The sequence below is a fragment of the Maritimibacter sp. UBA3975 genome (assembly GCF_002384975.1).
In the GTDB taxonomy this organism is placed as follows: domain Bacteria; phylum Pseudomonadota; class Alphaproteobacteria; order Rhodobacterales; family Rhodobacteraceae; genus Maritimibacter.
In genome coordinates, this window is sequence record NZ_DGCP01000012.1 from 256561 (window position 1) to 279796 (window position 23236).

At 67.7% G+C, this 23236-nt stretch carries 22 protein-coding genes; 13 read left to right on the top strand and 9 right to left on the bottom strand.

The genetic code is table 11. The features are described from left to right. The first annotated feature begins 38 nt into the window (after positions 1 to 38). Positions 39 to 467, top strand: coding sequence for a DUF1801 domain-containing protein (locus B2585_RS15115; protein ID WP_292024771.1), 429 nt, complete (start codon positions 39 to 41; stop codon positions 465 to 467). Here B2585_RS15115 and B2585_RS15120 read toward each other — a convergent pair whose 3' ends face one another. Next, positions 468 to 866 (bottom strand): metallopeptidase family protein, encoded by a 399-nt coding sequence (locus B2585_RS15120; RefSeq protein ID WP_292024772.1) that lies wholly within the window; start codon positions 864 to 866, stop codon positions 468 to 470. Between the two features lie 95 nt (positions 867 to 961). Between B2585_RS15120 and gltX the strand changes: the two genes are divergently transcribed. Both gltX and B2585_RS15130 read left to right on the top strand, forming a co-directional pair. Further along, positions 962 to 2287: a glutamate--tRNA ligase gene (gene gltX / locus B2585_RS15125; RefSeq protein ID WP_292024773.1), complete on the top strand. Its 1326-nt coding sequence runs from the start codon at positions 962 to 964 to the stop codon at positions 2285 to 2287. A gap of 78 nt (positions 2288 to 2365) precedes the next feature. Then, positions 2366 to 3229, top strand: a complete 864-nt coding sequence (locus B2585_RS15130; RefSeq protein ID WP_292024774.1) for a DUF305 domain-containing protein — start codon at positions 2366 to 2368, stop codon at positions 3227 to 3229. A gap of 45 nt (positions 3230 to 3274) precedes the next feature. On the opposite strand, the gene trpS is transcribed toward B2585_RS15130, so the two are convergent. After that, a complete protein-coding gene (gene trpS / locus B2585_RS15135) occupies positions 3275 to 4294 on the bottom strand; it encodes a tryptophan--tRNA ligase (RefSeq protein WP_292024775.1) in 1020 nt (339 codons plus the stop codon). Between the two features lie 71 nt (positions 4295 to 4365). Between trpS and B2585_RS15140 the strand changes: the two genes are divergently transcribed. After that, positions 4366 to 5058: a rhomboid family intramembrane serine protease gene (locus B2585_RS15140; protein WP_292024776.1), complete on the top strand. Its 693-nt coding sequence runs from the start codon at positions 4366 to 4368 to the stop codon at positions 5056 to 5058. 20 nt (positions 5059 to 5078) lie between these two features. Here the strand turns inward: B2585_RS15140 and murJ are convergent, their stop codons facing one another. Genes murJ through B2585_RS15155 form a run of 3 tightly spaced genes read right to left on the bottom strand, consistent with a single transcriptional unit; the run spans position 5079 to position 10568 of the window. After that, positions 5079 to 6620: a murein biosynthesis integral membrane protein MurJ gene (murJ, locus tag B2585_RS15145; protein WP_292024777.1), complete on the bottom strand. Its 1542-nt coding sequence runs from the start codon at positions 6618 to 6620 to the stop codon at positions 5079 to 5081. Then, positions 6620 to 9403: a [protein-PII] uridylyltransferase gene (locus tag B2585_RS15150; protein ID WP_292024778.1), complete on the bottom strand. Its 2784-nt coding sequence runs from the start codon at positions 9401 to 9403 to the stop codon at positions 6620 to 6622. Before B2585_RS15150 ends, murJ begins: the two co-directional genes overlap by 1 nt. Beyond that, positions 9390 to 10568, bottom strand: coding sequence for a penicillin-binding protein activator (locus tag B2585_RS15155; protein WP_292024779.1), 1179 nt, complete (start codon positions 10566 to 10568; stop codon positions 9390 to 9392). Before B2585_RS15155 ends, B2585_RS15150 begins: the two co-directional genes overlap by 14 nt. Positions 10569 to 10667: 99 nt before the next feature. Between B2585_RS15155 and rsmI the strand changes: the two genes are divergently transcribed. The 4 genes from rsmI to B2585_RS15175 are packed head-to-tail and all read left to right on the top strand — an operon-like array spanning position 10668 to position 13778. Further along, a complete protein-coding gene (gene rsmI, locus B2585_RS15160; RefSeq protein ID WP_292024780.1) occupies positions 10668 to 11522 on the top strand; it encodes a 16S rRNA (cytidine(1402)-2'-O)-methyltransferase in 855 nt (284 codons plus the stop codon). 2 nt (positions 11523 to 11524) lie between these two features. Next, positions 11525 to 11875 carry a YraN family protein gene (locus B2585_RS15165; RefSeq protein WP_292024781.1) on the top strand — a complete coding sequence of 117 codons (351 nt, stop codon included), beginning with the start codon at positions 11525 to 11527 and terminating at the stop codon, positions 11873 to 11875. A gap of 59 nt (positions 11876 to 11934) precedes the next feature. After that, positions 11935 to 12876: a glutathione synthase gene (gshB, locus tag B2585_RS15170; RefSeq protein ID WP_292024782.1), complete on the top strand. Its 942-nt coding sequence runs from the start codon at positions 11935 to 11937 to the stop codon at positions 12874 to 12876. After that, positions 12873 to 13778, top strand: coding sequence for an alpha/beta hydrolase (locus B2585_RS15175; RefSeq protein WP_292024783.1), 906 nt, complete (start codon positions 12873 to 12875; stop codon positions 13776 to 13778). Before gshB ends, B2585_RS15175 begins: the two co-directional genes overlap by 4 nt. 75 nt (positions 13779 to 13853) lie before the next feature. On the opposite strand, the gene B2585_RS15180 is transcribed toward B2585_RS15175, so the two are convergent. The 4 genes from B2585_RS15180 to cobU form a co-directional block, all read right to left on the bottom strand. Beyond that, positions 13854 to 15368 carry a YifB family Mg chelatase-like AAA ATPase gene (locus B2585_RS15180; RefSeq protein WP_292024784.1) on the bottom strand — a complete coding sequence of 505 codons (1515 nt, stop codon included), beginning with the start codon at positions 15366 to 15368 and terminating at the stop codon, positions 13854 to 13856. A gap of 70 nt (positions 15369 to 15438) precedes the next feature. Then, positions 15439 to 16122 carry a glutathione S-transferase gene (locus B2585_RS15185; RefSeq protein WP_292024785.1) on the bottom strand — a complete coding sequence of 228 codons (684 nt, stop codon included), beginning with the start codon at positions 16120 to 16122 and terminating at the stop codon, positions 15439 to 15441. Between the two features lie 57 nt (positions 16123 to 16179). Continuing rightward, positions 16180 to 16752 (bottom strand): histidine phosphatase family protein, encoded by a 573-nt coding sequence (locus B2585_RS15190; RefSeq protein WP_292024786.1) that lies wholly within the window; start codon positions 16750 to 16752, stop codon positions 16180 to 16182. After that, entirely contained in the window at positions 16749 to 17291 is a 543-nt protein-coding gene (gene cobU, locus B2585_RS15195) for a bifunctional adenosylcobinamide kinase/adenosylcobinamide-phosphate guanylyltransferase (protein ID WP_292024787.1), read from the bottom strand. Before cobU ends, B2585_RS15190 begins: the two co-directional genes overlap by 4 nt. Positions 17292 to 17365: 74 nt before the next feature. Between cobU and B2585_RS15200 the strand changes: the two genes are divergently transcribed. From B2585_RS15200 to B2585_RS15220, 5 genes are all read left to right on the top strand, one after another. Next, a complete protein-coding gene (locus B2585_RS15200) occupies positions 17366 to 18145 on the top strand; it encodes a ChaN family lipoprotein (RefSeq protein ID WP_292024788.1) in 780 nt (259 codons plus the stop codon). Positions 18146 to 18193: 48 nt separating this feature from the next. Beyond that, a complete protein-coding gene (coaBC, locus tag B2585_RS15205) occupies positions 18194 to 19390 on the top strand; it encodes a bifunctional phosphopantothenoylcysteine decarboxylase/phosphopantothenate--cysteine ligase CoaBC (RefSeq protein WP_292024789.1) in 1197 nt (398 codons plus the stop codon). After that, the gene (gene dut / locus B2585_RS15210) at positions 19387 to 19857 is read left to right on the top strand and encodes a dUTP diphosphatase (protein ID WP_292024791.1); all 471 of its coding nucleotides are present in this window, start codon (positions 19387 to 19389) and stop codon (positions 19855 to 19857) included. The genes coaBC and dut overlap by 4 nt, the downstream gene beginning before the upstream one ends. Next, positions 19854 to 20912, top strand: a complete 1059-nt coding sequence (locus B2585_RS15215; RefSeq protein WP_292024792.1) for a HesA/MoeB/ThiF family protein — start codon at positions 19854 to 19856, stop codon at positions 20910 to 20912. The genes dut and B2585_RS15215 overlap by 4 nt, the downstream gene beginning before the upstream one ends. Positions 20913 to 21208: 296 nt before the next feature. After that, positions 21209 to 23236: a M3 family metallopeptidase gene (locus B2585_RS15220; protein WP_292024793.1), complete on the top strand. Its 2028-nt coding sequence runs from the start codon at positions 21209 to 21211 to the stop codon at positions 23234 to 23236.

The window sequence follows — 23236 nt, forward strand, 5'->3', positions numbered from 1 at the left end:
CGGGAAAGCGGGTAATCACGGCAATGTGAGGAGGAGACATGGCTGAGAACCAGACAAGGCCCACCGATGCGGCGGTGTCGGAGTTCATCGACCGGGCGGAACCTGCGCGACGGCGGGAGGATGCCCGCGCGCTCGACGCGATCTTTCGCGAGGTGACGGGGTGGACGCCGCAGATGTGGGGGCCGGCGATCATCGGCTATGGCTCGTATCACTACAAATACGACAGCGGGCGCGAGGGCGACATGTGCGCCACCGGGTTTTCGCCCCGCAAGGCGAACCTCGTGCTCTACATCATGCCGGGGTATCAGAATTACGGAGCGATGCTGGAGCGGCTGGGCAAGCACAAGCTGGGTAAATCCTGCCTTTACCTCAACAAGCTCGCAGATGTGGATGAAGGCGTTTTGAGGGAGATCATCCGCACCGGGCTTGACGATCTGGCGAAGAAATACCCGGTCACGCCAGCCTGACTACTCCCACCAGCGGTCGATGGAGGCGATATCGTCGTCGGACCAGCCGAAATGGTGGGCCAGTTCGTGCACCATGACATGTGCGACGAGCGCCCCGATCTCCACATCCCCGCGGTCGGCCCATTCGTCGATGATCGGCCGGCGGAAGAGCCAGATCACATCCGGCCCGCCGGGCTGGTCGAAGACGGATTTCTCGGTGAGCGGGATGCCCTCGTAAAGCCCGGTGAGTTCAAAGGGGCTTTCGATCTCCAGCGAGGCGAGCATGTCGTCGGACGGGAAGTCCTCCACCCGGATGGCGACTGACCGCGCAGGGCCGCGAAACGCCTCCGGTAGCGCGTCCACCGTGTCGTGGGCGATGGTCTCGATCTTTTCGAGCGAGGGGGGCAAACCGTCCGTCATCGCCCCTTCATGGGGCAGGGGGCCGCGAAGGTCCAGCGCGAGCGGATGGACAAACCGCGCCGCTTGTGAAAAAGGGCAAGGCCAAGGAGACACCCATGACCACCACCCGTTTTGCGCCCTCTCCCACGGGCTACATCCATGTCGGCAACCTGCGCACGGCGCTGTTCAACTTCCTGATCGCGCGCAAGGCCGGCGGCACGTTCATCCTGCGTCTCGACGACACCGATCCGGAGCGGTCGAAGCAGGAATATGCGGATGCCATCATGGAGGATCTGGAGTGGCTGGGGCTCACATGGGACCGGGTAGAGCGGCAGTCCGAGCGGCTCGACCGCTACAACGCGGCCGCCGATGAATTGCGCGAGAAGGGCCGGTTCTATGAGGCGTTCGAGACGCCGACCGAGCTGGACCTCAAGCGCAAGAAGCAGCTGAACATGGGCAAGCCGCCGGTCTATGACCGCTCGGCGCTGGCCTTGTCCGAGGACGAAAAGGCAGCGTTCCGGGCCGAGCGCGGCGACGGGGTGTGGCGCTTCAAGCTGGATCACGAGCGGATCGAGTGGACCGATGGTATCCTTGGCGACATTTCCATCGACGCGGCCTCCGTCTCGGACCCGGTGCTGATCCGGGCGGACGGGCAGTTCCTTTATACGCTCGCAAGCGTCTGTGATGACGTGGACTTCGGGATCACCCATGTCGTGCGCGGCTCGGACCATGTGACGAACACGGCGACGCAGATCCAGATCATACAGGCGCTGGGTGGCGACGTGCCGTCCTTTGCCCACCACTCGCTGCTGACCGGCCCGCAGGGCGAAGCGCTGTCGAAACGTCTCGGCACCCTGTCCCTGCGCGACCTGCGCGCGGCGGGGGTGGAGCCGATGGCGCTGATCTCGCTCATGGCGCGGCTTGGGTCGTCGCAGCCGGTGGAGCTGCGGGGCAGCATCGACGAGGTGGTCGAAGGGTTCGACCTGTCCGCCTTCGGCTCGGCCCCCACAAAGTTCGACGAGCGCGACCTGATGCCGCTCACCGCCCACATCAACGCGGCCAAGCCGTTCGACATGGTGGCCGACGACATCCGCGCGCTGGGCGTGCCGGACGATCTCGCCCCGCGGTTCTGGGAGGTGGCGCGAGAAAACATCACGACGCTCAACGACCTTGAAGGCTGGTGGGTGCTCTGCCGCGACGGGGCCGAGCCGCTGATCGAGGACGAGGACCGCGAGATGATCGCGACCGCCATGCCGCTCCTGCCCGAACCGCCCTATGACGACACGACGTGGAAGACCTGGACGGACGACGTGAAAGAGGCGACCGGGCGCAAGGGCAAGGGCCTTTTCATGCCGCTGCGCAAGGCCGTCACGGGCATGACCCGCGGTCCGGATATGTCGAGTCTCATGCCGCTCCTGCAAAAGGTCCGGGCCAAGGACTGAGCCGAACCGGAACCTTCCAGCGCTGGAAGGACGTTCGTCTCCCATAACCCGCATCGGCGCGGGAGAAGGGAGAGCGCTTTGTCTTACTGGAAATTCGCGGCGATGATCGCGACCTCGACGGTCGTGATGTTCGTGCTGATGTACCTCAACACCTTCCTGTGGGGGCATGTCTTCTTTTCGGAGACGCGGGTTTACATGGCCGTCCTCATGGGCGCGACGATGGCGATCATCATGCTCGCCTACATGCTGGGAATGTACGAAAGCCGAAAGCTCAACACGGCGATCTTCGCCGGCTCGGTCGTGGTCTTCGGCGCGATGCTCTGGCTCGTGCGCAGTCAGGCGACCGTGGGCGACCTGTCCTATATGCGGGCGATGATCCCGCACCATTCCATCGCGATCATGACGTCGAACCGGTCGAACCTGTCCGATCCGCGCGTGCAGCATCTGGCCGAGGGGATCGTCTATGCCCAGAACAAGGAAATCGCCGAGATGCGCTACCTGATCGACGATATCGAGGCGCGCGGGGATGGTCCGGCCGGAACGCCGGAGTCCGCCCCGCAGGTGGTCGCGCTTGATGAGGCGCTGCGCACGCCGGAGGTCGCCACGCTCGACGTCGAGCCTTTGACGCCCGAACACCTTGAAACCGGCCTGCCTGAGGGCCGGACCTGTGCCTTCACCTTCACGACGGACAGCCCGCCCTCTGCCGCCATGGGCACGGTGGACGGAGAGGAGGTCGCGCTGATCCGGATCAGCGGCGACCTCGTGCACCTGCCGCAGTCGGAGGAGGGTGTGTTCCGGACCGAGGGGGCCGAGATCCGGCTGACGACGCCGGACGGTGACGCGATCGGCCGGCCCGCCGAACAGACCGAGGCCGACATGGTCCTGACGCTCGACGCCGGGCTGACGGCGGGATACCGGGGGTTTTACGACTGTCGTGCCTGACGGGGCCGGAGTGGGCGCGGCGGGGTGCCGCCGCGCCGCCGGTCTTCAGCGCACGAAGCCCATGATCTCGTAGGTCTTGGACAGGATCGGGTCGGCGATTGCGCCCGCCCGTTCCGCCCCGCGTGCCATGATCGCGTCGAGTTCATCGGGGGCGGCCAGGAGCCGACGCATCTCGTCCGAGACGGGGGCGAGCTTCTCGACCGCGAGCTCGGCCAGTGCCGGTTTGAACCGGCCCCAGCCAGCGCCGCCGAACTCGCCCAGCACCGCCTCGGCGGTGGTGTCGGTGAGGCCCGCGTAGATGTCGACGAGGTTTTTCGCCTCGGCGCGGTCTTTCAGTCCTGCGACTTCGGAGGGCAATGCGTCGGGATCTGTGCGCGCTTTCTTGAACTTCTTCGATATGGTGTCGGCATCGTCGAGCATGTTGATGCGCTCCATGTCGCTCTCGCCCGACTTCGACATCTTCTTGGACCCGTCGCGCAGGTTCATCACGCGCATCGCGGGGCCTTCGATCACCGGCTCGGTGAGCGGGAAGAAATCCACGCCGTAGTCGTGGTTGAACTTGGCGGCGATGTCGCGGGTCAGCTCGACGTGCTGCTTCTGATCCTCGCCAACGGGAACGTGGGTCGCGTGGTAGAGCAGGATGTCGGCGGCCATAAGGGCCGGGTAGGCGTAAAGACCGAGCGAGACCTTTTCGGTGTTCTTGCCCGCCTTGTCCTTGAACTGGGTCATGCGGTTCATCCAGCCCACCCGCGCGACGCAGGAGAAGAGCCAGCCGAGCTCCACATGGCCCGGCACGCGGGACTGGTTGAACAGGACGGACTTCTCGGGGTCGATGCCGGAAGCGATCATCGCGGCCGCGACCTCACGCGTGGCGCGGGTCAGGTCGGCGGGGTCCTGCCAGACGGTGATGGCGTGCATGTCGACAACGCAGAACACCGTCTCATAGGTCGGATCCTCCTGCATCTCGACCCACCGCTTGATCGCGCCAAGGTAGTTGCCGAGGGTCAGGCCGCCCGACGGCTTGATCCCGGAAAACACGCGCGGGGGGAAGGTCTGGTCCGACATGGCGAACTCCGTCTGGATTTCTCTGCCCGGCTCGCTTACCTACGCGGGATACCCCCGTCAAGGAAGCCAGCATGACCTTCGAGCCCAACAGCACGCGCCCGGTGAACCCGCTGCCCCCGGTGGTGGTCGCGCTTGCGGCCCTGATCGCGATCGTGGAGCTGATCTTTCTCGCCACCAGCTCAGGCTTCGTGGGCGGTGCGGATGCGGCGGGGCTGCGCCTTACCATGATCGAGGATTACGGGTTCTACGAGCCGCTTCTGGCCTGGATGGTCGAGAACCAGACGGTGCGGCTGAAGTACCTGATGCGCTTCGTGACCTATCCGTTCCTGCAAGGCTCGTTCACGCAGGCGGTCTTCGTCATCGTCTTCGTGCTTGCGCTTGGCAAGATGGTGGCCGAGCGTATGGGCCAGTGGAAAGTGCTGGCGATCTTCCTCGGTGCCTCCATCATCGGGGCGCTGGTCTACGGGATCGTCTGGGATACGCGGGTGCCGCTCTATGGCGGATATCCGGGGGCCTATGCGCTGGTGGGGGCCTTCACGCTCGTTCTGTACACGCAACTGGGCGAGACGGGCGGGCGCCAGATTCAGGCCTTCGCGCTGATCGGGGCGCTGCTGGCCATTCAGTTCGTCTTCGGCTTCTTCTTCGGGGCCGGCACCGGCTGGGTCGCGGAGATTGCCGGGTTCGTCTCGGGCTTCTTTCTGGCAGCGCTGCTGTTTCCTGGCTCCTGGGACCGTATCGTCGCGCGGCTGCGCCAGCGGGGGTAGCCTTGGCGCTTTGAGGTCAGTCAGCCGCGCCGGACCATCGCCCGGATGTCCGAGAGCAGCACCGCGCCGAACAGTCGGCCAGCAAGGAAGTAGGTCACGATCCCCGACAGGATCAGGATCACCAAGGCCACGATCTTGAGCCCCGGCGTGCCGAGCATCGGCCCCAGCACGATTACAGCGCCCACAAGCTCCGCCCCCATCACCACCGACGCGCCGAGGATGCCCCAGAGCCGCCGCCAGAAGCGCGGATCGAACCGGGTGCTTTCGCCCATCCGCGCGGTTCCGACCCAGAGTGCCAGCGTCATGGCCCACCCGGCGAAGGTCGTGCCGAAGGCCGCCGCGATATAGCCGATCACGGGGGCGAGCCCGATGGCCAGCGCCGCATTCACGACGAGCGACAGGAGCGCGAAGTAGAACGGCGTCTTGGTGTTGCCGCGCGCGAAGTAGACCGGCTGAAGCACCTTTTGCAGCACAAAGGCAGGCAGGCCGAGGCCGTAGACCGCCACGGCGAGGGCCGTTTTGGCGGTGTCGTCGGCGCTGAAAGCCCCACGTTCGAACAGGACCGAGACGAGGGGCAGGGGGATCACCACCAGCGCCACGGCGGAGGGAATGGTCAGGAGCAGCGCCAGCTCACCCGCGCGCGACAGCGACCAGCGGCTGCCGCCCTCGTCCCCGGCCCGCAGGCGGCGCGAGAGGTCGGGCAGGAGCACGATGCCGATGCCGATCCCCACGACGCCCAGCGGCAGTTGATAGAGCCGGTCGGCATAACTCAGCCATGCAATCGCGCCGTCGAAGAAGGACGACACCTGCCGCCCGACCAGCAGGTTGACCTGCACCACCCCCTGCGCGAGGGCCGCGGGGCCCGCGATGATGGCGAGGCGCTTGAGCTCCGGCGTCATGCGGGGGCGGCGGGGCAGGAGGCGGTAGCCGGCGCGCGCGGCAGCGGTCCAGACCAGCGCGAGTTGCGCGACGCCCGCGATGGGGATGGCCCAGGAGAGCGTGAGGCCGATGTCGTAGCCTGCGTAAGACGCGAGCGCGATGGCCGCGATGAAGATCACGTTCAGGAGCACGGGCGCGGCGGCAGCGGCGGAGAACCGGCCCACGGCATTGAGAAGCCCCGAAACCAGCGCGGAGAGCGAGATGAAGAAGATGTAAGGAAACGCGATCCGGCCATAGAGCGTCGCGAGGTCGAGCCGTTCGTCGGCGGCGAAACCCGAGGCCATCAGCAGCACCAGCGCGGGCATGAAGATCTGGGCGATGACCGTGAGCAGCAGCAGGATCGAGGCGAGACCCGTGAGCGCGTCCCGGGCGAACTCCATCGGCTGGTCGCCCGCTTCGACCTTTTTCGAGAACATCGGCACGAAGGCCGTGTTGAACGCGCCCTCGGCGAAGAACCGGCGGAACATGTTGGGGAGCGAAAAAGCGATGAAGAAGGCCTCGGCCACCGGCCCGGCGCCCATCGCCCCCGCAATGGCGATGTCGCGCACGAAGCCGAGCACCCGGCTCATCGCCGTCCAGCCGCCCACCGTGAGAAATCCGCGCACGAGCCGGATCGCCGCCATTATGTGTCGGCCCTTTCAGCGCCCTTCACGATGGCCTCGCGCAGCTTCCTCTCGAGCGATTTCATCTTGGCGTCGGAGAAGAATTTCAGCCCGAACATGTCCTTGACGTAGAACGTGTCCACCACCTGCTCGCCATAGGTCGCGATCACGGCGCTGGCGATATAGACGTGATTGTCGGCCAGCGTGCGGGTCAGGTCATAGAGCAGGCCGGGGCGGTCGCGGGTGTCCACCTCGATCATCGTGTAGATGTCGGAGCCTTCGTTGTCGAAGGTGATGTTGGTCGGCACTTTGAAGGCGCGTTCGCGCTTCTTCATCTTGTCGCGTGACCGCATCGCTTCGCGGGCCACCACCTTGCCCGACAGCGTCTTGTGAATCATGTCCTCAAGCCGCTTGAGGCGGATGTCCTCGAACGGGTGGCCGTCGTGGTCCTGCACCCAGAAGACGGCCGTGGCGTAGCCGTCTTTCGTCGTATAGGTCCGCGCGTCCACCACGTTGGCACCGACGAGCGCCAGCGCACCGGCGAGGCGCGAGAAGATGCCGGGGTGGTCGGCCAGCACGAAGGCCGCGCGCGTCGCGTCGCGGTCGTGGTCCTGCGTGAGGCCGATGCGGATTTCGTCCGCGCCAAGCCCCTTGAGCAGGTTGGCGAAGACGACGTGTTCCGGCGTGCCGAGCCCTTGCCAGTAGGTGTCGTAGTGCCGCCCGGTTTCGGCCCGCATCGCCTTTTTGTCCCAGTCGCCCAGCGACTCGCGCAGGGCCTTTTTCGCCTGGTCCGAGCGGGCGGTGGGCGAGAGCGCCTCGATCCCCTCGTCGAGCGCGGTCGCGGTCTGGCGGTAGAGGTCGCGCAGCAGCGCGGCCTTCCAGTTGTTCCAGGTGCCCGGGCCGACGCCGCGGATGTCGCAGACGGTCAGAACGAGCAGCAGGTCGAGGCGCTTCTTGCTCGACACCGCCTTGGCGAAGCCGCGGATCGTGCGCGGGTCGGACAGGTCGCGTTTCTGGGCAACGTCGGACATGAGCAGGTGGTAGCGCACGAGCCATTCCACCGTCTCGACCTCGGCCTTGGTGAGCCCCAGCCGCGTCGCCACCTTGCGCGCGATGCGGGCACCGAGGATGGAGTGATCTTCCTCCCGCCCCTTGCCGATGTCGTGGCAGAACAGCGCGACATAGAGCACCTTGCGGTTCACGCCGGCCTTGAGCACCTGCGAGGAGATTGGAAGGTCCTCGACCCGCTCGCCACGCTCGATCTCGGCCAGCGCCGAGATGCACTGGATGGTGTGCTCGTCCACCGTGAAGGCGTGATACATGTTGAACTGCATCATCGCGACGATCGGCTCGAATTCCGGCACGAAGGCTGCGAGGACGCCAAGCTCGTTCATCCGACGCAGCGCGCGCTCAGGGTTGCCGTGCTTGAGCAGCAGGTCGAGGAACAGGCGCGAGGCCTCGCGGCTCGCGCGCATCTCGTCGTCGATGAGGTCGATGTTCGCCGTCACCACGCGCATCGCGTCGGGGTGGATCAGGACGCCGGTGCGCAGCCCCTCCTCGAAGATGCGCAGGAGGTTGAGCTTGTCGGCGAGGAATGTCTCCTCATCCTCGAAGGTCAGCCGCCCGTTCGCCATCTTGAAGCCCGGCTTCATCTTGCGCCGCCGCTTGAAGAGGCCGACGAGCATCGGCTCTTTCTTCAGGTGCTCGTTTTCCAGCCCCGTGAGGAAAATGCGGGTGAGCTCGCCCACCTGTGTCGCGTGCAGGAAATAGTCCTGCATGAAATGCTCGACCCCGCGACGCCCGCCCTTGTCGGCGTAGCCCATCCGGTCGGCAACCTCGACCTGAAGGTCGAAGGTCAACTGGTCCATCGCCCGGCCGGTCAGCAGGTGCAGGTGACAGCGCACGCCCCAGAGGAAATTGTTGGCCTCGGCGAAGATCGCGTATTCCTCGTCCGAGAACATGCCCACGTCGCGCAACTCGCGGGCGCGCACGACGCGGTGGAGGTACTTGGCAACCCAGATCAGCGTCTGAAGGTCGCGCAGACCGCCCTTGCCCTCTTTCACGTTCGGCTCGACGACGTAGCGCTGGCCGCCCTGCTTGATGTGGCGTTCCTTGCGTTCCTCGAGCTTGGCCTCGATGAACTCGGGCGCGGTGCCGTCGAACAGGTCTTCGAAGAGGTTCGACGCCAGTTCCTGCGCAAGGGCCGTGTCGCCATCGACGTAGCGCACTTCGAGCATGGCGGTGCGGATCGTGAAATCCTCTTTGCCCAGCCTCAGGCAGTCCTTGATGGTGCGCGAGCTGTGGCCGACCTTCAGGTGCAGATCCCACAGGATGTAGAGCATGGATTCGATCACGCTCTCGGCCCAGGCGGTGATCTTGTAGGGCGTGAGGAAGAGCAGGTCGACGTCCGAGAACGGCGCCATTTCGAACCGCCCGTAACCACCGACGGCGAGCACCGCCATGCGCTGTGACGAGGTGGGGTTGTTGAGCGGATGGAGCCGCTCGGTCGCCACCTTGAACACGGTCTGGACGAGGCAGTCCGTGAGCCAGGCGTAGCTTTGCACCGCGTCGCGCGCCGAGCGAGGATTGGCGAGAAACGCCTGCTCGATGACAGTCCGACCGTTCTTGCGCGCCGCGTTCAGCGCTGTCACCGTCGCCTTGCGGATCGTCGCGGCGTCCGTGGTGTCACCCGCGGACGCCGCGATCTCGGCCTCGACCGCGACACGGTCGAAGATGTCCTCGGCAGAGGCGATCAGGCCATCGGGGGCGTCGGTGCGTGTTTCAAGAAGTTCAGAAACCGACACCGGAGAAGCTTTTCGGAGCGGGGTCGATCACGACCACCTGTTGGTTCTGAATCTGCGCGACTGCGAGACCCCGTTCGTTGGTGCCGTCGCCGCGCAGCCGGAACACGCCGTTGACGCCGACGAAGCCCTGGCTCTGGGTCAGGGCCGCGCCGGACAGGGCGTCGGCATTGCCGGCTTTCACAAGCGCGCCGATGGCCGCGATCCCGTCATAGGCGAGACCGGCGATCGGGTGCGGCGAGGTGCCGTAGGCCGCCTGATAGCGACGGGTGAACGCGACCGACAGGTCCGGGTCCGGCAGCGCGAACCAGCCGCCCTGCACGCCCGGCAGGGTGAGCGCGTTGGCCGGAATGTCCCAGCGCTGAATGCCGATGAATTGCACGTCGCCGGGGCGCACGCCGTTCTCCGGCAGGAGCGAAGTCACGAAGGGCAGGGCGCCGTCGGTGCCCGAGGTCAGGAAGACGGAACTGGCGCCCGAGCTCTTGATCGTCGAGGAAATCTGCGGAAGCGCCTGAACCACGCCGTTCTGGCTCACCTCGAACCCGGTGGACCCGGCCTGGCTTGCCCCCGGCGTGGACGAGATCGCGCGCAGGATGGCATCGCGGGCGAGCACCTCGGCGGGGCTTTCGCCATAGACCACCATGATGTTGCCGCGGTTCTGGCGCGCGGCATAGCTCACCAGCCGGTTCGCGGTGTTCTGGAAGGTGTTGCCGAGGATGAAGACGTTACCGCCCGCCACGCTCGGGTTGTTGGAAAACGCCAGCACGTTCACGCCGCGCTGTCTGGCGGCGACACCGGCGGCCGCGGCATTTTCGGCATAGACCGGGCCGAGAATGATCTTGGCGCCGTCCGCGACAGCGGTCTGGGCCTGCTGCGAGGCCGTGCCCGCGCTCCCGGCGGTGTTGTAGACACGCAGGTCGATCGTCACGCCGTTGAGCTCGCTCATCGCGAGGCGTGCGGCATTCTCGAGCGAGGCGGCCAGCGTATTGTCGGTGGCGGACGAGGACCCGCCGGGCACGAGAAGCGCCACGGGAACGGGTTTCGAGGTATCGATTCGCGGCCCGCCCGTGTTGGACATGGTCGCGCCGCAGGACGCCAGCACAAGGGTGGTCAACAGCGCGATAGCGAGCGCCGGCAGCTTGCGGGCGCGTTCCAAAACAGCAAACATGGGGGGCATCCTTCTCCCGCTTGTCTTTCGATCCGGCGGGCATGCAGCAGCCCGGGCATTCGGCGCCCATAATAGACCACACGAAAGGCAGGTCCACCCTTGAAACCGGAGCCCAGACCGCTCGCACCGGGTCTCTACCTCGTGGCGACCCCCATCGGGAATGCCCGCGACATCACGCTGCGCGCGCTGGACATACTGGCCGCAGCCGACGTGATCGCCGCCGAAGACACGCGCACGGCGCGCAAACTGATGGACATTCACGGGATCGCGGTGGGCGGTCGCCCGCTTATACCCTATCACGACCATTCCGGGCCGAACGGACGGGCGGGACTGGTGAAGCTTCTGGGCGAAGGGAAGTCGGTGGCCTATGTGAGCGAGGCGGGCACGCCGCTCATCGCCGACCCGGGTTACGCGCTGGCGCGCGAGGCGGCGGCGGCCGGTGCGCTGGTGACGAGCGCGCCGGGGGCTTCGGCGGTGCCGGCGGCCCTGTCGATCTCGGGCCTGCCGACCGACCGCTACCTCTTCGCGGGCTTCGCCCCCTCATCGGCAGGCGCGCGTCGGACGTGGATCGAGGAACTGGTCCATGTGCCCGCGACGCTGGTGATGTTCGAAAGCCCGAGGCGCGTTAGGGAATTGTTGGGTGTTTTGTGCGAGGTTGCGGGGGATGAGCGCCGGGTGGCGGTCTGCCGGGAACTCACGAAGAAATTCGAAGAGGTCCTGCGCGGCACCTTGGCCGAGGTGCGCGACATGCTGGCCGACCGCGACCTGAAGGGCGAGGTCGTGGTGGTGCTCGACCGCGGCGAGGAGGTCGTGGGCGAAGAAACGATGGAGGCGGCGCTCCGGCAGGCCATGGCGGACATGAGCCTGAAGGACGCCGCGGCAGCGGTGGCGGAGGCCTACGGCCTGCCGCGCAGAAAGGTCTACCAGGCCGCACTGGCGCTGGAGAAGGAGTGATGATGAGCGGACGGGTTTCTTATGCAGCGGGACTGGCGGCTGAAGAGTCGGTCGCGCGGGACTATGAGCGTCGGGGGTATGGCGTCGTCGCCCGGCGCTGGCGCGGGTCCGGCGGCGAAATCGACCTGGTGTTTCGCGACGGAGACGGGTTCGTCTTCGTCGAGGTGAAGAAGGCGCGGGATCTTGCGCGGGCCGCCTGTCGGCTCACGCAGGCCCAGCTGGGCCGGATCTGCCAGAGCGCGACCGAGTTCCTCGCAGGCGTGCCCGGGGGCGGTCTTGCGGCCATGCGCTTCGACCTCGCCATGGTGGACGGAGCGGGCCGGATGGAGACGCTCGAAAACATCACGATGTGACGGCCATTGTGCTTGCCGGGCGGCTGCGCCATGTAATGGCAAACAGTGCGGAGTGATCCATGGCCCTCAAAGTCGCCCTCCAGATGGACCCGATCGAAACGGTCGACATCAAAGCCGATTCGACATTCCGGATCGCAGAAGAGGCCCAGGCGCGGGGCCATGAACTGTTTTACTACCTCCCCGATGCGCTGGTCTTTCGGGAAGGACGTGTGCTCGCCACCGGCTGGCCGATCACGGTCCGGCGCGAGGAGGGCAATCATGTCACCAAGGGCGAGAAGCAGACGGTCGACCTGAGCACCTTCGACGTGGTCTGGCTGCGCCAGGACCCGCCGTTCGACATGAGCTACATCACGACGACCCATATCCTCGACCTGATCCACCCGGATACGCTGGTCGTGAACGACCCGTTCTGGGTGCGCAATTACCCCGAGAAGCTGCTCGTCCTGACCTTCCCCGATCTCACGCCGCCCACGATGATCGCCCGGTCTCTGGCCGACCTGCGCGACTTCAAGGACGAACATGGTGATATCATTCTCAAGCCGCTTTACGGCAACGGGGGCGCGGGCGTGTTCCGGCTCGACCCGAATGATCGCAACCTGTCGAGCCTTCACGAACTGTTCGCAGGCATCAACCGCGAGCCGCTTATCGCGCAGAAATTCCTGCCCGCGGTCTCCAAAGGCGACAAACGGGTGATCCTTGTGGATGGCGAGCCGGTGGGTGCGATCAACCGGGTGCCGGCTGAGGGCGAGACGCGGTCGAACATGCATGTCGGCGGGCGGCCCGAGAAGGTCGCGCTGACCGACCGTGACCGGGAGATCTGCGCGCGTATCGGTCCGCTCCTGCGCGAGAAGGGGCAGATTTTCGTCGGCATCGACGTGATCGGAGACTGGCTGACCGAAATCAACGTGACCTCGCCCACCGGCATCCAGGAACTGGAGCGCTTCGACGGTGTGAACATCACCGCGAAGATCTGGGAGGCGATCGAGGCGCGGCGGGCGTGAGCCTGCGGCTCTCAATCCTGTCGGTCGTCTCGCGGCTGGCGGTGAAGCCTTTCCTGACCTACGCCAAAAATCCCGAGGCGAACCACCATATGCTCGAGGCGGGTGCACGCCGCTGGTTCCGCGCGCCGCCGCATACCCTGTGCCGGGACGCGACGGTCGGGCGCGGCGGGCTCTGGATCGCGGCCCGTCCCGGATCGCACCCGGTTCGCCCCGGCAAGCTGGTGATCTATGTCCACGGTGGCGGGTTCATCGCGGGCTCGCCGGAGACCCATGCGGCGATGTGCGCGCGGATTTCCTGGCTTACGGGGGTCGAGGTCTTTGCACCGCGCTACCGTGTGGCCCCCGCCGACCCGTTCCCGGCTGCGGTGAAGGACATCCGCGCGGCCTGGGACGGGGTTCTTGAAAAGGGCTACGCACCAAAGGACATCGTGCTCGCGGGGGACAGCGCGGGCGGGAACCTCGTGTTGGGACTGCTCGCGGATCTCTGCGCCGAGGGGCAGGTGCCTGCCGGGGTCGCGCTGCTGTCGCCCGTGGTCGATTTTACCTTCGCCGGCGCGTCGGTTCGCGACAACGAGCGGGCCGAGGCGATGCTGCCCGCGCGGCGCAGGGGCGACGTGATCGGCTGGTACTTGCGGGACACCGATCCGCGCGATCCGCATGTTTCGCCGCTGTTTGCACATTTTGACTGCCCGCCACCTGCGCTGTTCCAGGTGGCCGAGAACGAGATCCTGCGCGACGATGCGTTTCGCATGGCGGACGTTCTGCGCGCGGCCGGCGGGGACGTGACCGTGCAGACATGGCCGAACGCCCCGCATGTGTTCCAGATTTTCGACGGCTGGGTGCCCGAGTCGCGGGACGCGCTGGAAGGTGTCGCGGCCTTCGTGCGCCGCGTTCTGCCCTGAGCTGTTGGTAAACGGAGCGAGCCAAAGGCGCGCGCTCTCTGCCTCGCGCTGGCGCGCTCAGGCGGGCGCGGGGTGTCAGGCGTAGAGAGTGCCCGGCAAGCGGTAGGACAGCGCCTCGGCCACATGCGGTTTGGCGATGGTGTCGGCCCCCTCCAGATCGGCGATGGTGCGCGCGACGCGCAGCACCCGGTGATACCCGCGCGCCGAAAGGCTGAAGCGGTCTGCGGCTTTGAGGAGGAGGTCGCGGGCCTCGGCCGCGGGTGTCGCGATGTCGGTGAGCAGGTTGCCTTCGGCATCGGCATTGGTGCGCACTTGGGCGTGGCCGTCGAAACGGGCGGACTGGATCTCGCGGGCAGCGGCGACGCGCTCCGCGACCACGGCCGAGGTGTCGGTGGAAGGGGCGAGGTCGAGGTCGGCGATGTCCACCGGCGGCACGTCGAGGCGCAGGTCGAACCGGTCGAGCAGGGGCCCGGAGATGCGGCCCAGGTAATCGTCGCCGCAGGCCGGTGCCTTGGCACAGGCGCGCGATGCGTCGGCGAGGTGCCCGCAGCGACAGGGGTTGGCGGCGGCGACCAGCATGAACCGGCAGGGGTAGCGGACATGGGCGTTTGCGCGGGCGACGACCACTTCGCCGGTCTCGACGGGCTGGCGCAGGGTTTCGAGCACGGGGCGGGCGAATTCGGGGAGTTCATCGAGGAACAGCACGCCGTTGTGGGCCAGCGAGATTTCTCCAGGCTTCGCGCCCCGCCCGCCACCCACGATGGACGCCATCGAGGCGGTGTGGTGCGGGTCGCGAAAGGGCCGGGTGCGGGAAATGCCGCCCTCGTCGATCAGCCCCGCGAGCGAATGGATCATCGAGGTTTCCAGCGCTTCGGCGGGCGTGAGCGGTGGCAGGATCGAGGGCAGGCGGGCCGCGAGCATCGACTTGCCCGACCCCGGCGCGCCGGTCATCAGCATGTGGTGGCGTCCGGCGGCGGCGATCTCCAGCGCCCGCTTGGCCCGCTCCTGCCCTTTTACGTCGGACAGGTCGCGGCCCCCGACCTCGTCGCGCACCTCGCCGGGGTCAGCGGGGGCCAGTGGGGATTGCCCGGTGAAATGCTGGATCACGGCGGCGAGCGAGGCGGCGGCGAGGACGTTGGCGGCCCCGACCCACGCGGCCTCGGCCCCGCAGGCCTGGGGGCAGACCAGCGCCCGCTCGTCCTCGGCGGCGGCCATCGCGGCGGGTAGCGCGCCGATGACGGGGATCAGCGAGCCGTCGAGGGACAGCTCTCCCAGCGCGACGGTGCCCGCCACGTCTTCCTCGGGAATGACGCCGATGGCGGCCAACAGGGCCAGTGCGATGGGCAGGTCGAAATGCGAGCCTTCCTTGGGAAGGTCCGCGGGCGAAAGGTTCACGGTGATCTTGCGGGCGGGCAACGCGATGGCCATCGCCGAGAGCGCGGCGCGCACCCGGTCGCGGGCCTCAGACACGGCCTTGTCCGGCAGGCCCACGATGGAAAAGGCGGGCACACCGGCGGAGAGGGCGCATTGCACCTCGACGCTGCGCGCCTCGACCCCTTCGAACGCCACGGTATAGGCGCGTGCGACCATGCGGCCCCCTCCGATCCTGGTTAACGGACCGTAGCGGCGCGGTGGTTAGGGAATGGTTAACGCCGGCAGGTTACGGGCCGGGCCATGGCTTTGTCGGCAGGTCCATCGCGTAGGGCACGGGGTCGTACTGCTTCTTCAGGCCTTCGTCGCGCCATGCGTTGAACGCCGGATCAGCGAGGTGAGTGGCAACATAGGCCTGTGCCTGCGTCCTCACCGGCAAGGCGTAGCCCGCGATCCGGGCCGCGACGGGCGCGTAGAACACGTCGGCGAGCGAGTAGGCACCGAAAAGCCACGGGCCGTCCGCCCCGTGCCGTTCCCGCGCCAGCGCCCAGAGCGTTTCGATCCGGGTGAGGTCGGCCTGAACTGCGTCCGACACCGCAAACCCTTCGTATTGGTGGAGAAGCTGCATCGGGCAGGCGCCGCGCAAGGCGGAGAAGCCCGCGCACATCTCGGCGACCATCCAGCGGGCGAGCGCGCGTGCCGCCGGGTCGGCGGGCCAGAGGCCCGCGTCGGGGTGACGTTCGGCCAGCGTCTCGGCCATGGCGAGGGTTTCGCCCACCACCATGCCCTCGGGCGTCCGCATGACGGGCACGAGGCGCGCCGGGGCGAGGTCGGCCAGATCCTTGGCCATCGTCCCGTCGTAGAGGCCGATCATGTGGGTACGGACCGGAAGGCCGAACGCTTCGAACATGAGCCAGCCGCGCATGGACCAGCTGGAAAACGTCTGGTCACCGATGAAGAGATCGTAGGTCATGGGGCGACGGTAGCCGCGCCAATGCCATCGGCAAAGTCGCCATTAGTGATGCGGATTTCACGGAATGTGATTGATCGCTTCGGCGTGCCAGCGGTCACCGGCATGGGCAAGGCAGGTGACCGAAAGATTGTCGATCCGGTGGCCCAGAACCTCGCCCACCGGGCATTGCAGGGCGCGCTGCACCTGCCCGAGGATCGCGCCGAAATGGGCGACCACGATCACGTCGCCGGGCTGGTTCGCGCGCAGCCGGTCGACGGCGCGGCCCACGCGGGTTGTCATGTCGGTCCAGCTTTCGCCGCCCGGTGGGGCGTTGAGGTCGGGGCGGTCCCAGAAGGTGCGGATCGCGCCGCCGTCCTCTGCCTCGACCTCGGCGGCGGTGCGAAGCTCCCACGCACCGAAGTTCAGCTCGCGCAGGTCGGGGTCATGGGGCAGGCGGGGTCGGTCGGACTGAAGCGCGTCCGCCGTGGTGATGCAGCGCACGAGATCGGACGAGATCACCGGGGCTTCGGGCAGGTGGTCCGACAGCCGCGCGATGGCGGCCGTGTCGGACAGGTCGGCGGGCACGTCGCTCCACCCCACCATGCCCTTCTGGTGCGTCGGGCCGTGTCGCACCCACCAGAACCGGGTCATTCGAGCCCCTCCGGCAACCCGCCCTTGAGGGCGAGTGGAAGGCCCGCGATGACGGTCACGACGCGGTCGGCGTGGGTGGCGAGGGTTTGGTTGAGCCGGCCCTGTGCGGCGCGGAACCGGCGCGAGAGCGCGTTGTCCGGCACGATTCCCGCCCCCACCTCGTTCGTCACCACGACGACCGGCGCGGGGCAGGCGACGAGGCCTTCGACGAGCGCGGCCTCGGCGCTGGCGAGATCGTGATCGGCGAGCAGGTGGTTGGTGAGCCACAGGGTCGCGCAGTCGACCAGCACAGCAGCGTCCGGATCACTCGCCTCGAGTGCGGCGGCGAGGTCCAGCGGGGCCTCGACCGTGGTCCAGCCCGCGCCGCGCCGGGCCTTGTGCGCTTCGATCTTGGCGCGCATTTCTTCGTCGAAAGCCTGGGCCGTGGCGACATAGATCATCGGGCGGCCCGTGGCCTCCATCAGCCGTTCAGCATAGGCGGATTTGCCGGAAGCCGCGCCTCCGACGATCAGCGTGAGAGGGGGGAGCGTGACCGGCATGGGGCACGCGTAGCAAAGCGCGCGGGCGAGGGGAAGCACTTGCCGCCCGAGGGCCGAGCCGCCACATTGATTGGATGTGGCGATTGCTCCTCCCCCTCCTGTTGCCCGTCGCGGCCCATGCCGGGCCGCTGGCGGGGGCTGTGGGGGATGTGTTCGTGCTTGGCGAGGTTCATGACAACCCGGCCCATCACGAAGCGCAGGCCGCCGCGATCCGCGACATCCGTCCCCGCGCGGTCGTCTTCGAGATGCTGACCGAGGCGCAGGCCGCCGAGGTGCGCGATGACCGGCTGGACGACCCGGAGGCGCTGGGTGAGCTTCTGGGCTGGGAAGAGGCCGGGTGGCCCGATTTCGACATGTATTACCCTATCTTCGCCGCGTCGCGCGGGGCCGACGTCTATGGCGCCGCCGTGCCGCGTGAGGAGACGCGCGAGGCGATGGACACCGGGGTCGCCGTCGCCTTTGGCGAGGGGGCCGAGGATTACGGGCTGACCGACGACCTGTCCGCCGAGGAACTGGCCGACCGGCTCAACCTTCAGATGGAGGCGCATTGCGGTGCGCTGCCCCTCGACATGCTGCCGGGGATGGTCGACCTGCAACGGCTGCGTGACGCCGTGCTGGCGCGCGCGGCGATCACGGCGCTGGAGGAAACCGGCGGGCCGGTGGCGGTGATCGCGGGCAATGGACACACACGCGAGGACTGGGGCGTTCCCGCCTATATCGCCCGCGTGCGCCCGCAGATCATCGTGGTCACGATGGGGCAGGGCGAGGATGGCGGAACGCCCGAGGGCACCTTCGACACGGTCATCGACGCGCCGGGCGTGGACCGGGGCGACCCCTGCGCGGCCTTCGAATAGTTGTGCGGATGGCGATGACGCCCTAACAAGGTCGAAAAAGAGGGCCGGATGCTCGCAGGGAAACGGATATTACTCATCATCGGCGGCGGGGTCGGCGCGTTCAAGTCGTTGACGCTCATCCGCACCCTGCGCGAACGCGGCGCGCGGGTGGTGCCGGTCATCACGAAAGCGGGGCAGGAATTCGTCACGCCCCTGTCGGCGGCGGCACTGTCGGCGGAGAAGGTCTATACCGACCTCTTCTCGCTCACCGACGAGGCCGAGATGGGTCATATCGAGCTGAGCCGGGATGCCGACCTCGTGGTCGTCGCGCCCGCCACCGCTGACTTGCTGGGCAAGATGGCGAACGGGCTGGCCGACGACCTCGCCTCCACGCTGCTGCTTGCCACCGACAAACGCGTGCTGGTCGCGCCCGCGATGAACGTGCGGATGTGGGAGCATCCGGCGGTGCAGCGCAACGTGGCCGCGCTGAGGAACGACGGCGTGCTCTTCGCGGGTCCGACCGAGGGCGCGATGGCTTGTGGCGAGTTCGGCCCCGGGCGGCTGGTGGAGCCGGACGAGATCGCCGATGCCATCGAGGCCGCGCTGAAAGGCGGGCCGCTCGCGGGCAAGCATGTTGTGGTCACCTCCGGGCCGACGCATGAGCCGATCGACCCGGTGCGCTACATCGCCAACCGATCCTCCGGCGCGCAGGGCACGGCCATCGCGCAGGCGCTGTCGGCGCTGGGGGCGAGCGTGACCTTCATCACAGGGCCCGCCGATGTGGTGCGGCCCACCGGGGTCCATGTGATCGAGGTGCAGACGGCGCAGGAGATGCTGGAGGCGGTCGAGGCCGCGCTTCCCGCCGAGGCCGCCGTCTTTGCCGCCGCTGTCGCGGACTGGCGGGTGGTGAGCGCGTCGGACCGCAAGATCAAGAAGGACGGGTCCGGGGCGCTGCCCGTGCTCGACTTTGCCGAGAACCCCGACATCCTCGCCACCGTCAGCGCGATGGGAGACGGGCGGCCACAACTGGTCGTGGGGTTCGCCGCCGAGACGCATGACGTGGTGGAGCACGCGACCGCGAAGCGCGCGCGCAAGGGCTGCGACTGGATCGTGGCCAACGACGTTTCGCCCGAGACCGGCATCATGGGCGGCTCGGAAAACGCGGTGATCCTGATTTCCGAGGGCGGAGCCGAGGACTGGCCACGCATGGGCAAGGACGAGGTCGCGCGCAAGCTTGCCGCCCGGATCGCCGAGGCGCTCGCATGAGCGCGCCGGTGATCCGCGTGCTGCGCGAGGATTGGGCGGACCCGGCGGTGGCGCTGCCCGCCTATGCCACGGGCGGGGCAGCCGGGGCGGACATCCGCGCGAACCTGCCAACTGAGGACCGCGCGGCGGGCCTGACGCTCGCCCCGATGGAGCGGCGGATCGTGCCAACCGGGCTGCGCGTCGAGATACCGGAGGGCTACGAGATGCAGATCAGGCCGCGCTCGGGCCTCGCGCTCAGGCACGGGTTGTCGCTGCCCAACACGCCGGGCACCATCGACAGCGATTATCGCGGGCCGCTGGGCGTCCTTTTGGTGAATTTCGGCGCCGAGCCTTACACCATCGGGCACGGCGACCGGATCGCGCAGGCCATCGTCGCGCCGGTGGTGCAGGCCGTCTATGAGGTGGCCGGGGCGCTGGGCGAGAGCCAGCGCGGCGCGGGTGGTTTCGGGTCCACGGGGACCAAATGATTTTCGTCCTGCTTGCGGTCGCCGCGATCTGGGGAGCTGGCTGGGCCTTCGACGTGCCACGGTCGCGGCGCTGGGTGCTCGTCGGTATCCTCCTCGCCGCCGTTTTGCTGGCCCATGCCGTTCTGCCGCCCGACCATCCCATCCCGCGCCTGTTCGGCGGCAGTTTCGCTGCCTGGGCCACGTTGGTCGGCGGGCTGATCCTGATCGCGGTCTACCGGCGCGGCCTTGCGGCCCTGCGCGCGCGGGCCGCGCCCGCCCATGCGGCGGCGGATGGCCCGTTCTCCGACACCGAGCTCGACCGTTACGCACGCCATGTCGTGTTGCGCGAGATCGGCGGGCCGGGGCAGAAGGCGTTGAAGGATGCGAAGGTGCTTGTCGTGGGCGCCGGCGGGCTTGGCTCGCCCGCGCTTCTCTACCTCGCTGCCGCCGGGGTCGGGACCATCGGGGTGATCGACGACGACACGGTCGACAACTCCAACCTCCAGCGGCAGGTCATCCACCCGGACAGTTCCATCGGCACGCCCAAGGTGTTCTCGGCCGAAGCCGCGATGCGGGCGCAGAACCCCTACGCGGTGGTGCGGCCCTACAATCGACGGCTGACCGAGGAGATCGCGACGGAGCTTTTCGGCGACTACGATCTGATCCTCGAGGGTTCGGACAATTTCGAGACCCGCTACCTCGTCAACCGCGTGGCGGCGCGGCTGGGCAAGCCGGTGATCGGGGCGGCGCTCACGCAATGGGAAGGCCAGATTTCGACCTGGGACCCGGCGCGGGGCGGGCCGTGCTATCAATGCATCTTCCCTGAAGCGCCCGCGCCGGGGCTTGCGCCGAGCTGCGCAGAGGCCGGTGTGCTCGGGCCGCTGCCGGGTGTGGTCGGGTCGATGATGGCGGTGGAAGCCGTGAAGGAGATCGCCGGGTCGGGCGAGGGGCTGCGCGGTCGGATGTTGATCTACGACGCGCTCTATGCCGACACGCGGATCATCAAGCTGAAACGTCGGGACGACTGCCCGGTCTGCGGGTCCGGGGCGGAGCCGGTGGCGAGCGGAGCGGGCTGACGCCCGCGCAGGTCTTGCGCGTCCCTGCCTGCGGCAGGCACGCGCGGTGGGCTCCCTTGCCGAAGGGGTGCGCGGTGCGGGTATGCCGGAGCGTTTGCTGGGGAAGCGCCTGAGGGGGCGGTCTGCCCCCTCAGGTCGCCATGCCGAGCGTGATGCGAGACGCGCCCGCGTCAAGGACGGGCCGCGGCAGGCCGCGGTCGCCTGCGGCGATCCTTGACCCGGTCCCGACTCGCGCGCGGGGCGCACTGGACCTTTGCCCCCGGCGTCCCTAGCTGTGTGGGAAAAGGAGATGCGCCATGACCAACCCCCTGCTTTCTGACTGGGACACGCCTTTCGCGCTGCCGCCCTTCGCGGAGATTTCGGACGAGGATTTCGAGCCTGCGATGGAGGCCGCGCTGACTGAGGCGCGCGCAAGGGTGGCGGAGATCGGGGCGCAGGACGATGCGCCGACATTCGCCAACACGATCGAGGCGCTGGAGGCTTCGGACGCGCTTCTGTCGAAGGTGCTGGGGGTGTTTTACAACCTTGCCGGTGCCGATGCGACGGAGAAGCGCGAAGAATTGCAGCGGGCGTTTTCGCCGAAGCTGGCCGCCTATGCCTCGGACATCCTGCTGGATGCGGCGCTGTTCGGGCGGATCGAGACGCTGTGGGAGGACCGCGAGGGTCTGGACCTGACGGACGAACAGGCGCGGCTCCTCTACATCACGCGGCGGCGCTTCGTGCGGGCCGGGGCGCTTCTCGAGGGTGAGGACCGGGCGCGCTACCGGGCCGTGATGGAGCGGCTTGCGGTGCTGGGCACGCAGTTCACGCAGAACCTGCTCGCCGATGAGCGCGGGTGGTTCATGGAGCTGGGCGAGGACGGCCTTGAGGGTCTGCCCGGCTACGTCGTCGATGCGGCGCGCGCCGCCGGTGCGGAGAAGGGCGTGGGCGGAGCCGTTGTGACGCTGTCGCGTTCCCTCATCACGCCGTTTCTGGCGACGTCGCCCAAGCGCGAGCTTCGGCGGCGCGCTTATGAGGCCTATACGTCGCGCGGGGCCAATGGCGGCAAGACCGACAACCGGGGCATCGCCGCCGAGATCCTCAAGCTGCGCGAGGAGCGGGCCAAGCTCCTCGGCTATGAGAGTTTCGCCGCCTACAAGCTGGAGACGGAAATGGCCGGGACGCCCGAGGCGGTCGCGGACCTGCTGACGGAGGTCTGGACCCCGGCGCGCGCGGCGGCGCTGGCCGATGCGGAGACGCTGGAGACAATGCTGCACGCGGACGGTCATGCCGGCCCGTTGGAGCCGTGGGACTGGCACTACTATGCTTCCAGGCGGCGGCAAGCCGAGCTCGACCTCGACGAGGCGGAGGTGAAGCCGTACCTGCAACTCGACCGGATGATCGAGGCGGCGTTCTCGGTCGCGAACCGGCTGTTCGGGCTGGAGTTCCGGGCGCTGGACGGGCCGTCCTATCACCCCGACGTGCGGATGTGGGAGGTGACGCGGGACGGCGAACACATGGCCGTCTTCATGGGCGATTACTTTGCGCGCGGCTCCAAGCGGTCGGGGGCGTGGTGTTCCGCCATGCGATCCCAGAGCCGGATGGAGGGCGAGGTTCGGCCCATCGTCGTGAACGTGTGCAACTTCGCGAAGCCCGAGGCTGGCAAGGCCGCGCTTCTGAGCTGGGACGATGCGCGGACGCTGTTTCATGAGTTCGGTCACGCGCTCCACCAGATGCTGTCGGACGTGACCTATGAGAGCCTGTCTGGCACCTCGGTCGCACGCGACTTCGTGGAGTTGCCGAGCCAGCTTTACGAGCATTGGCTGGAGGTGCCCGAGGTTCTGGGTGAGTTCGCGACCCATGCCGAGACGGGCGAGCCGATCCCCGCGGACATGCTGGAGCGGCTGATCGGGGCGGCAAATTTCGACGCCGGGTTCCGGACGGTCGAATATGTCGCCTCGGCAATGGTCGATCTCGAATTCCACCGGGGCGCGGCCCCTGCGGACCCGATGCAGAAACAGGCGGAAATCCTCGAGGGCCTTGGCATGCCGCGCCCGATCCGGATGCGCCATGCCACGCCGCATTTCGCGCATGTCTTCTCGGGCGACGGCTATTCCTCGGGCTATTACAGCTACATGTGGTCCGAGGTGATGGACGAGGATGCTTTCGCGGCGTTCCGTGAGGCGGGCGATGCGTTCGACGCCGAGACCGCGAAGAGCCTTGAGGCGAACATCCTGTCGCGTGGCGGCACGGTCGAGGCCGACGACCTGTATCGCGCGTTCCGGGGCAAGATGCCGGAGGTCGGGGCGCTTCTGAGGGGCCGGGGGCTGATCGCGGCGGAGTAG

Excerpts from the sequence above, each read along its gene's own strand:
- B2585_RS15155 (WP_292024779.1), bottom strand. The coding sequence starts at position 10,568 with ATGTTTGCTGTTTTGGAACGCGCCCGCAAGCTGCCGGCGCTCGCTATC.
- B2585_RS15140 (WP_292024776.1), top strand. The coding sequence starts at position 4,366 with ATGACCTTCGAGCCCAACAGCACGCGCCCGGTGAACCCGCTGCCCCCG.
- B2585_RS15185 (WP_292024785.1), bottom strand. The coding sequence starts at position 16,122 with ATGACCTACGATCTCTTCATCGGTGACCAGACGTTTTCCAGCTGGTCC.
- cobU (WP_292024787.1), bottom strand. The coding sequence starts at position 17,291 with ATGCCGGTCACGCTCCCCCCTCTCACGCTGATCGTCGGAGGCGCGGCT.
- murJ (WP_292024777.1), bottom strand. The coding sequence starts at position 6,620 with ATGGCGGCGATCCGGCTCGTGCGCGGATTTCTCACGGTGGGCGGCTGG.
- B2585_RS15120 (WP_292024772.1), bottom strand. The coding sequence starts at position 866 with ATGACGGACGGTTTGCCCCCCTCGCTCGAAAAGATCGAGACCATCGCC.
- B2585_RS15220 (WP_292024793.1), top strand. The coding sequence starts at position 21,209 with ATGACCAACCCCCTGCTTTCTGACTGGGACACGCCTTTCGCGCTGCCG.
- trpS (WP_292024775.1), bottom strand. The coding sequence starts at position 4,294 with ATGTCGGACCAGACCTTCCCCCCGCGCGTGTTTTCCGGGATCAAGCCG.
- gshB (WP_292024782.1), top strand. The coding sequence starts at position 11,935 with ATGGCCCTCAAAGTCGCCCTCCAGATGGACCCGATCGAAACGGTCGAC.
- B2585_RS15115 (WP_292024771.1), top strand. The coding sequence starts at position 39 with ATGGCTGAGAACCAGACAAGGCCCACCGATGCGGCGGTGTCGGAGTTC.
- coaBC (WP_292024789.1), top strand. The coding sequence starts at position 18,194 with ATGCTCGCAGGGAAACGGATATTACTCATCATCGGCGGCGGGGTCGGC.
- B2585_RS15215 (WP_292024792.1), top strand. The coding sequence starts at position 19,854 with ATGATTTTCGTCCTGCTTGCGGTCGCCGCGATCTGGGGAGCTGGCTGG.
- dut (WP_292024791.1), top strand. The coding sequence starts at position 19,387 with ATGAGCGCGCCGGTGATCCGCGTGCTGCGCGAGGATTGGGCGGACCCG.
- B2585_RS15180 (WP_292024784.1), bottom strand. The coding sequence starts at position 15,368 with ATGGTCGCACGCGCCTATACCGTGGCGTTCGAAGGGGTCGAGGCGCGC.
- B2585_RS15200 (WP_292024788.1), top strand. The coding sequence starts at position 17,366 with ATGTGGCGATTGCTCCTCCCCCTCCTGTTGCCCGTCGCGGCCCATGCC.
- gltX (WP_292024773.1), top strand. The coding sequence starts at position 962 with ATGACCACCACCCGTTTTGCGCCCTCTCCCACGGGCTACATCCATGTC.
- B2585_RS15165 (WP_292024781.1), top strand. The coding sequence starts at position 11,525 with ATGAGCGGACGGGTTTCTTATGCAGCGGGACTGGCGGCTGAAGAGTCG.
- B2585_RS15190 (WP_292024786.1), bottom strand. The coding sequence starts at position 16,752 with ATGACCCGGTTCTGGTGGGTGCGACACGGCCCGACGCACCAGAAGGGC.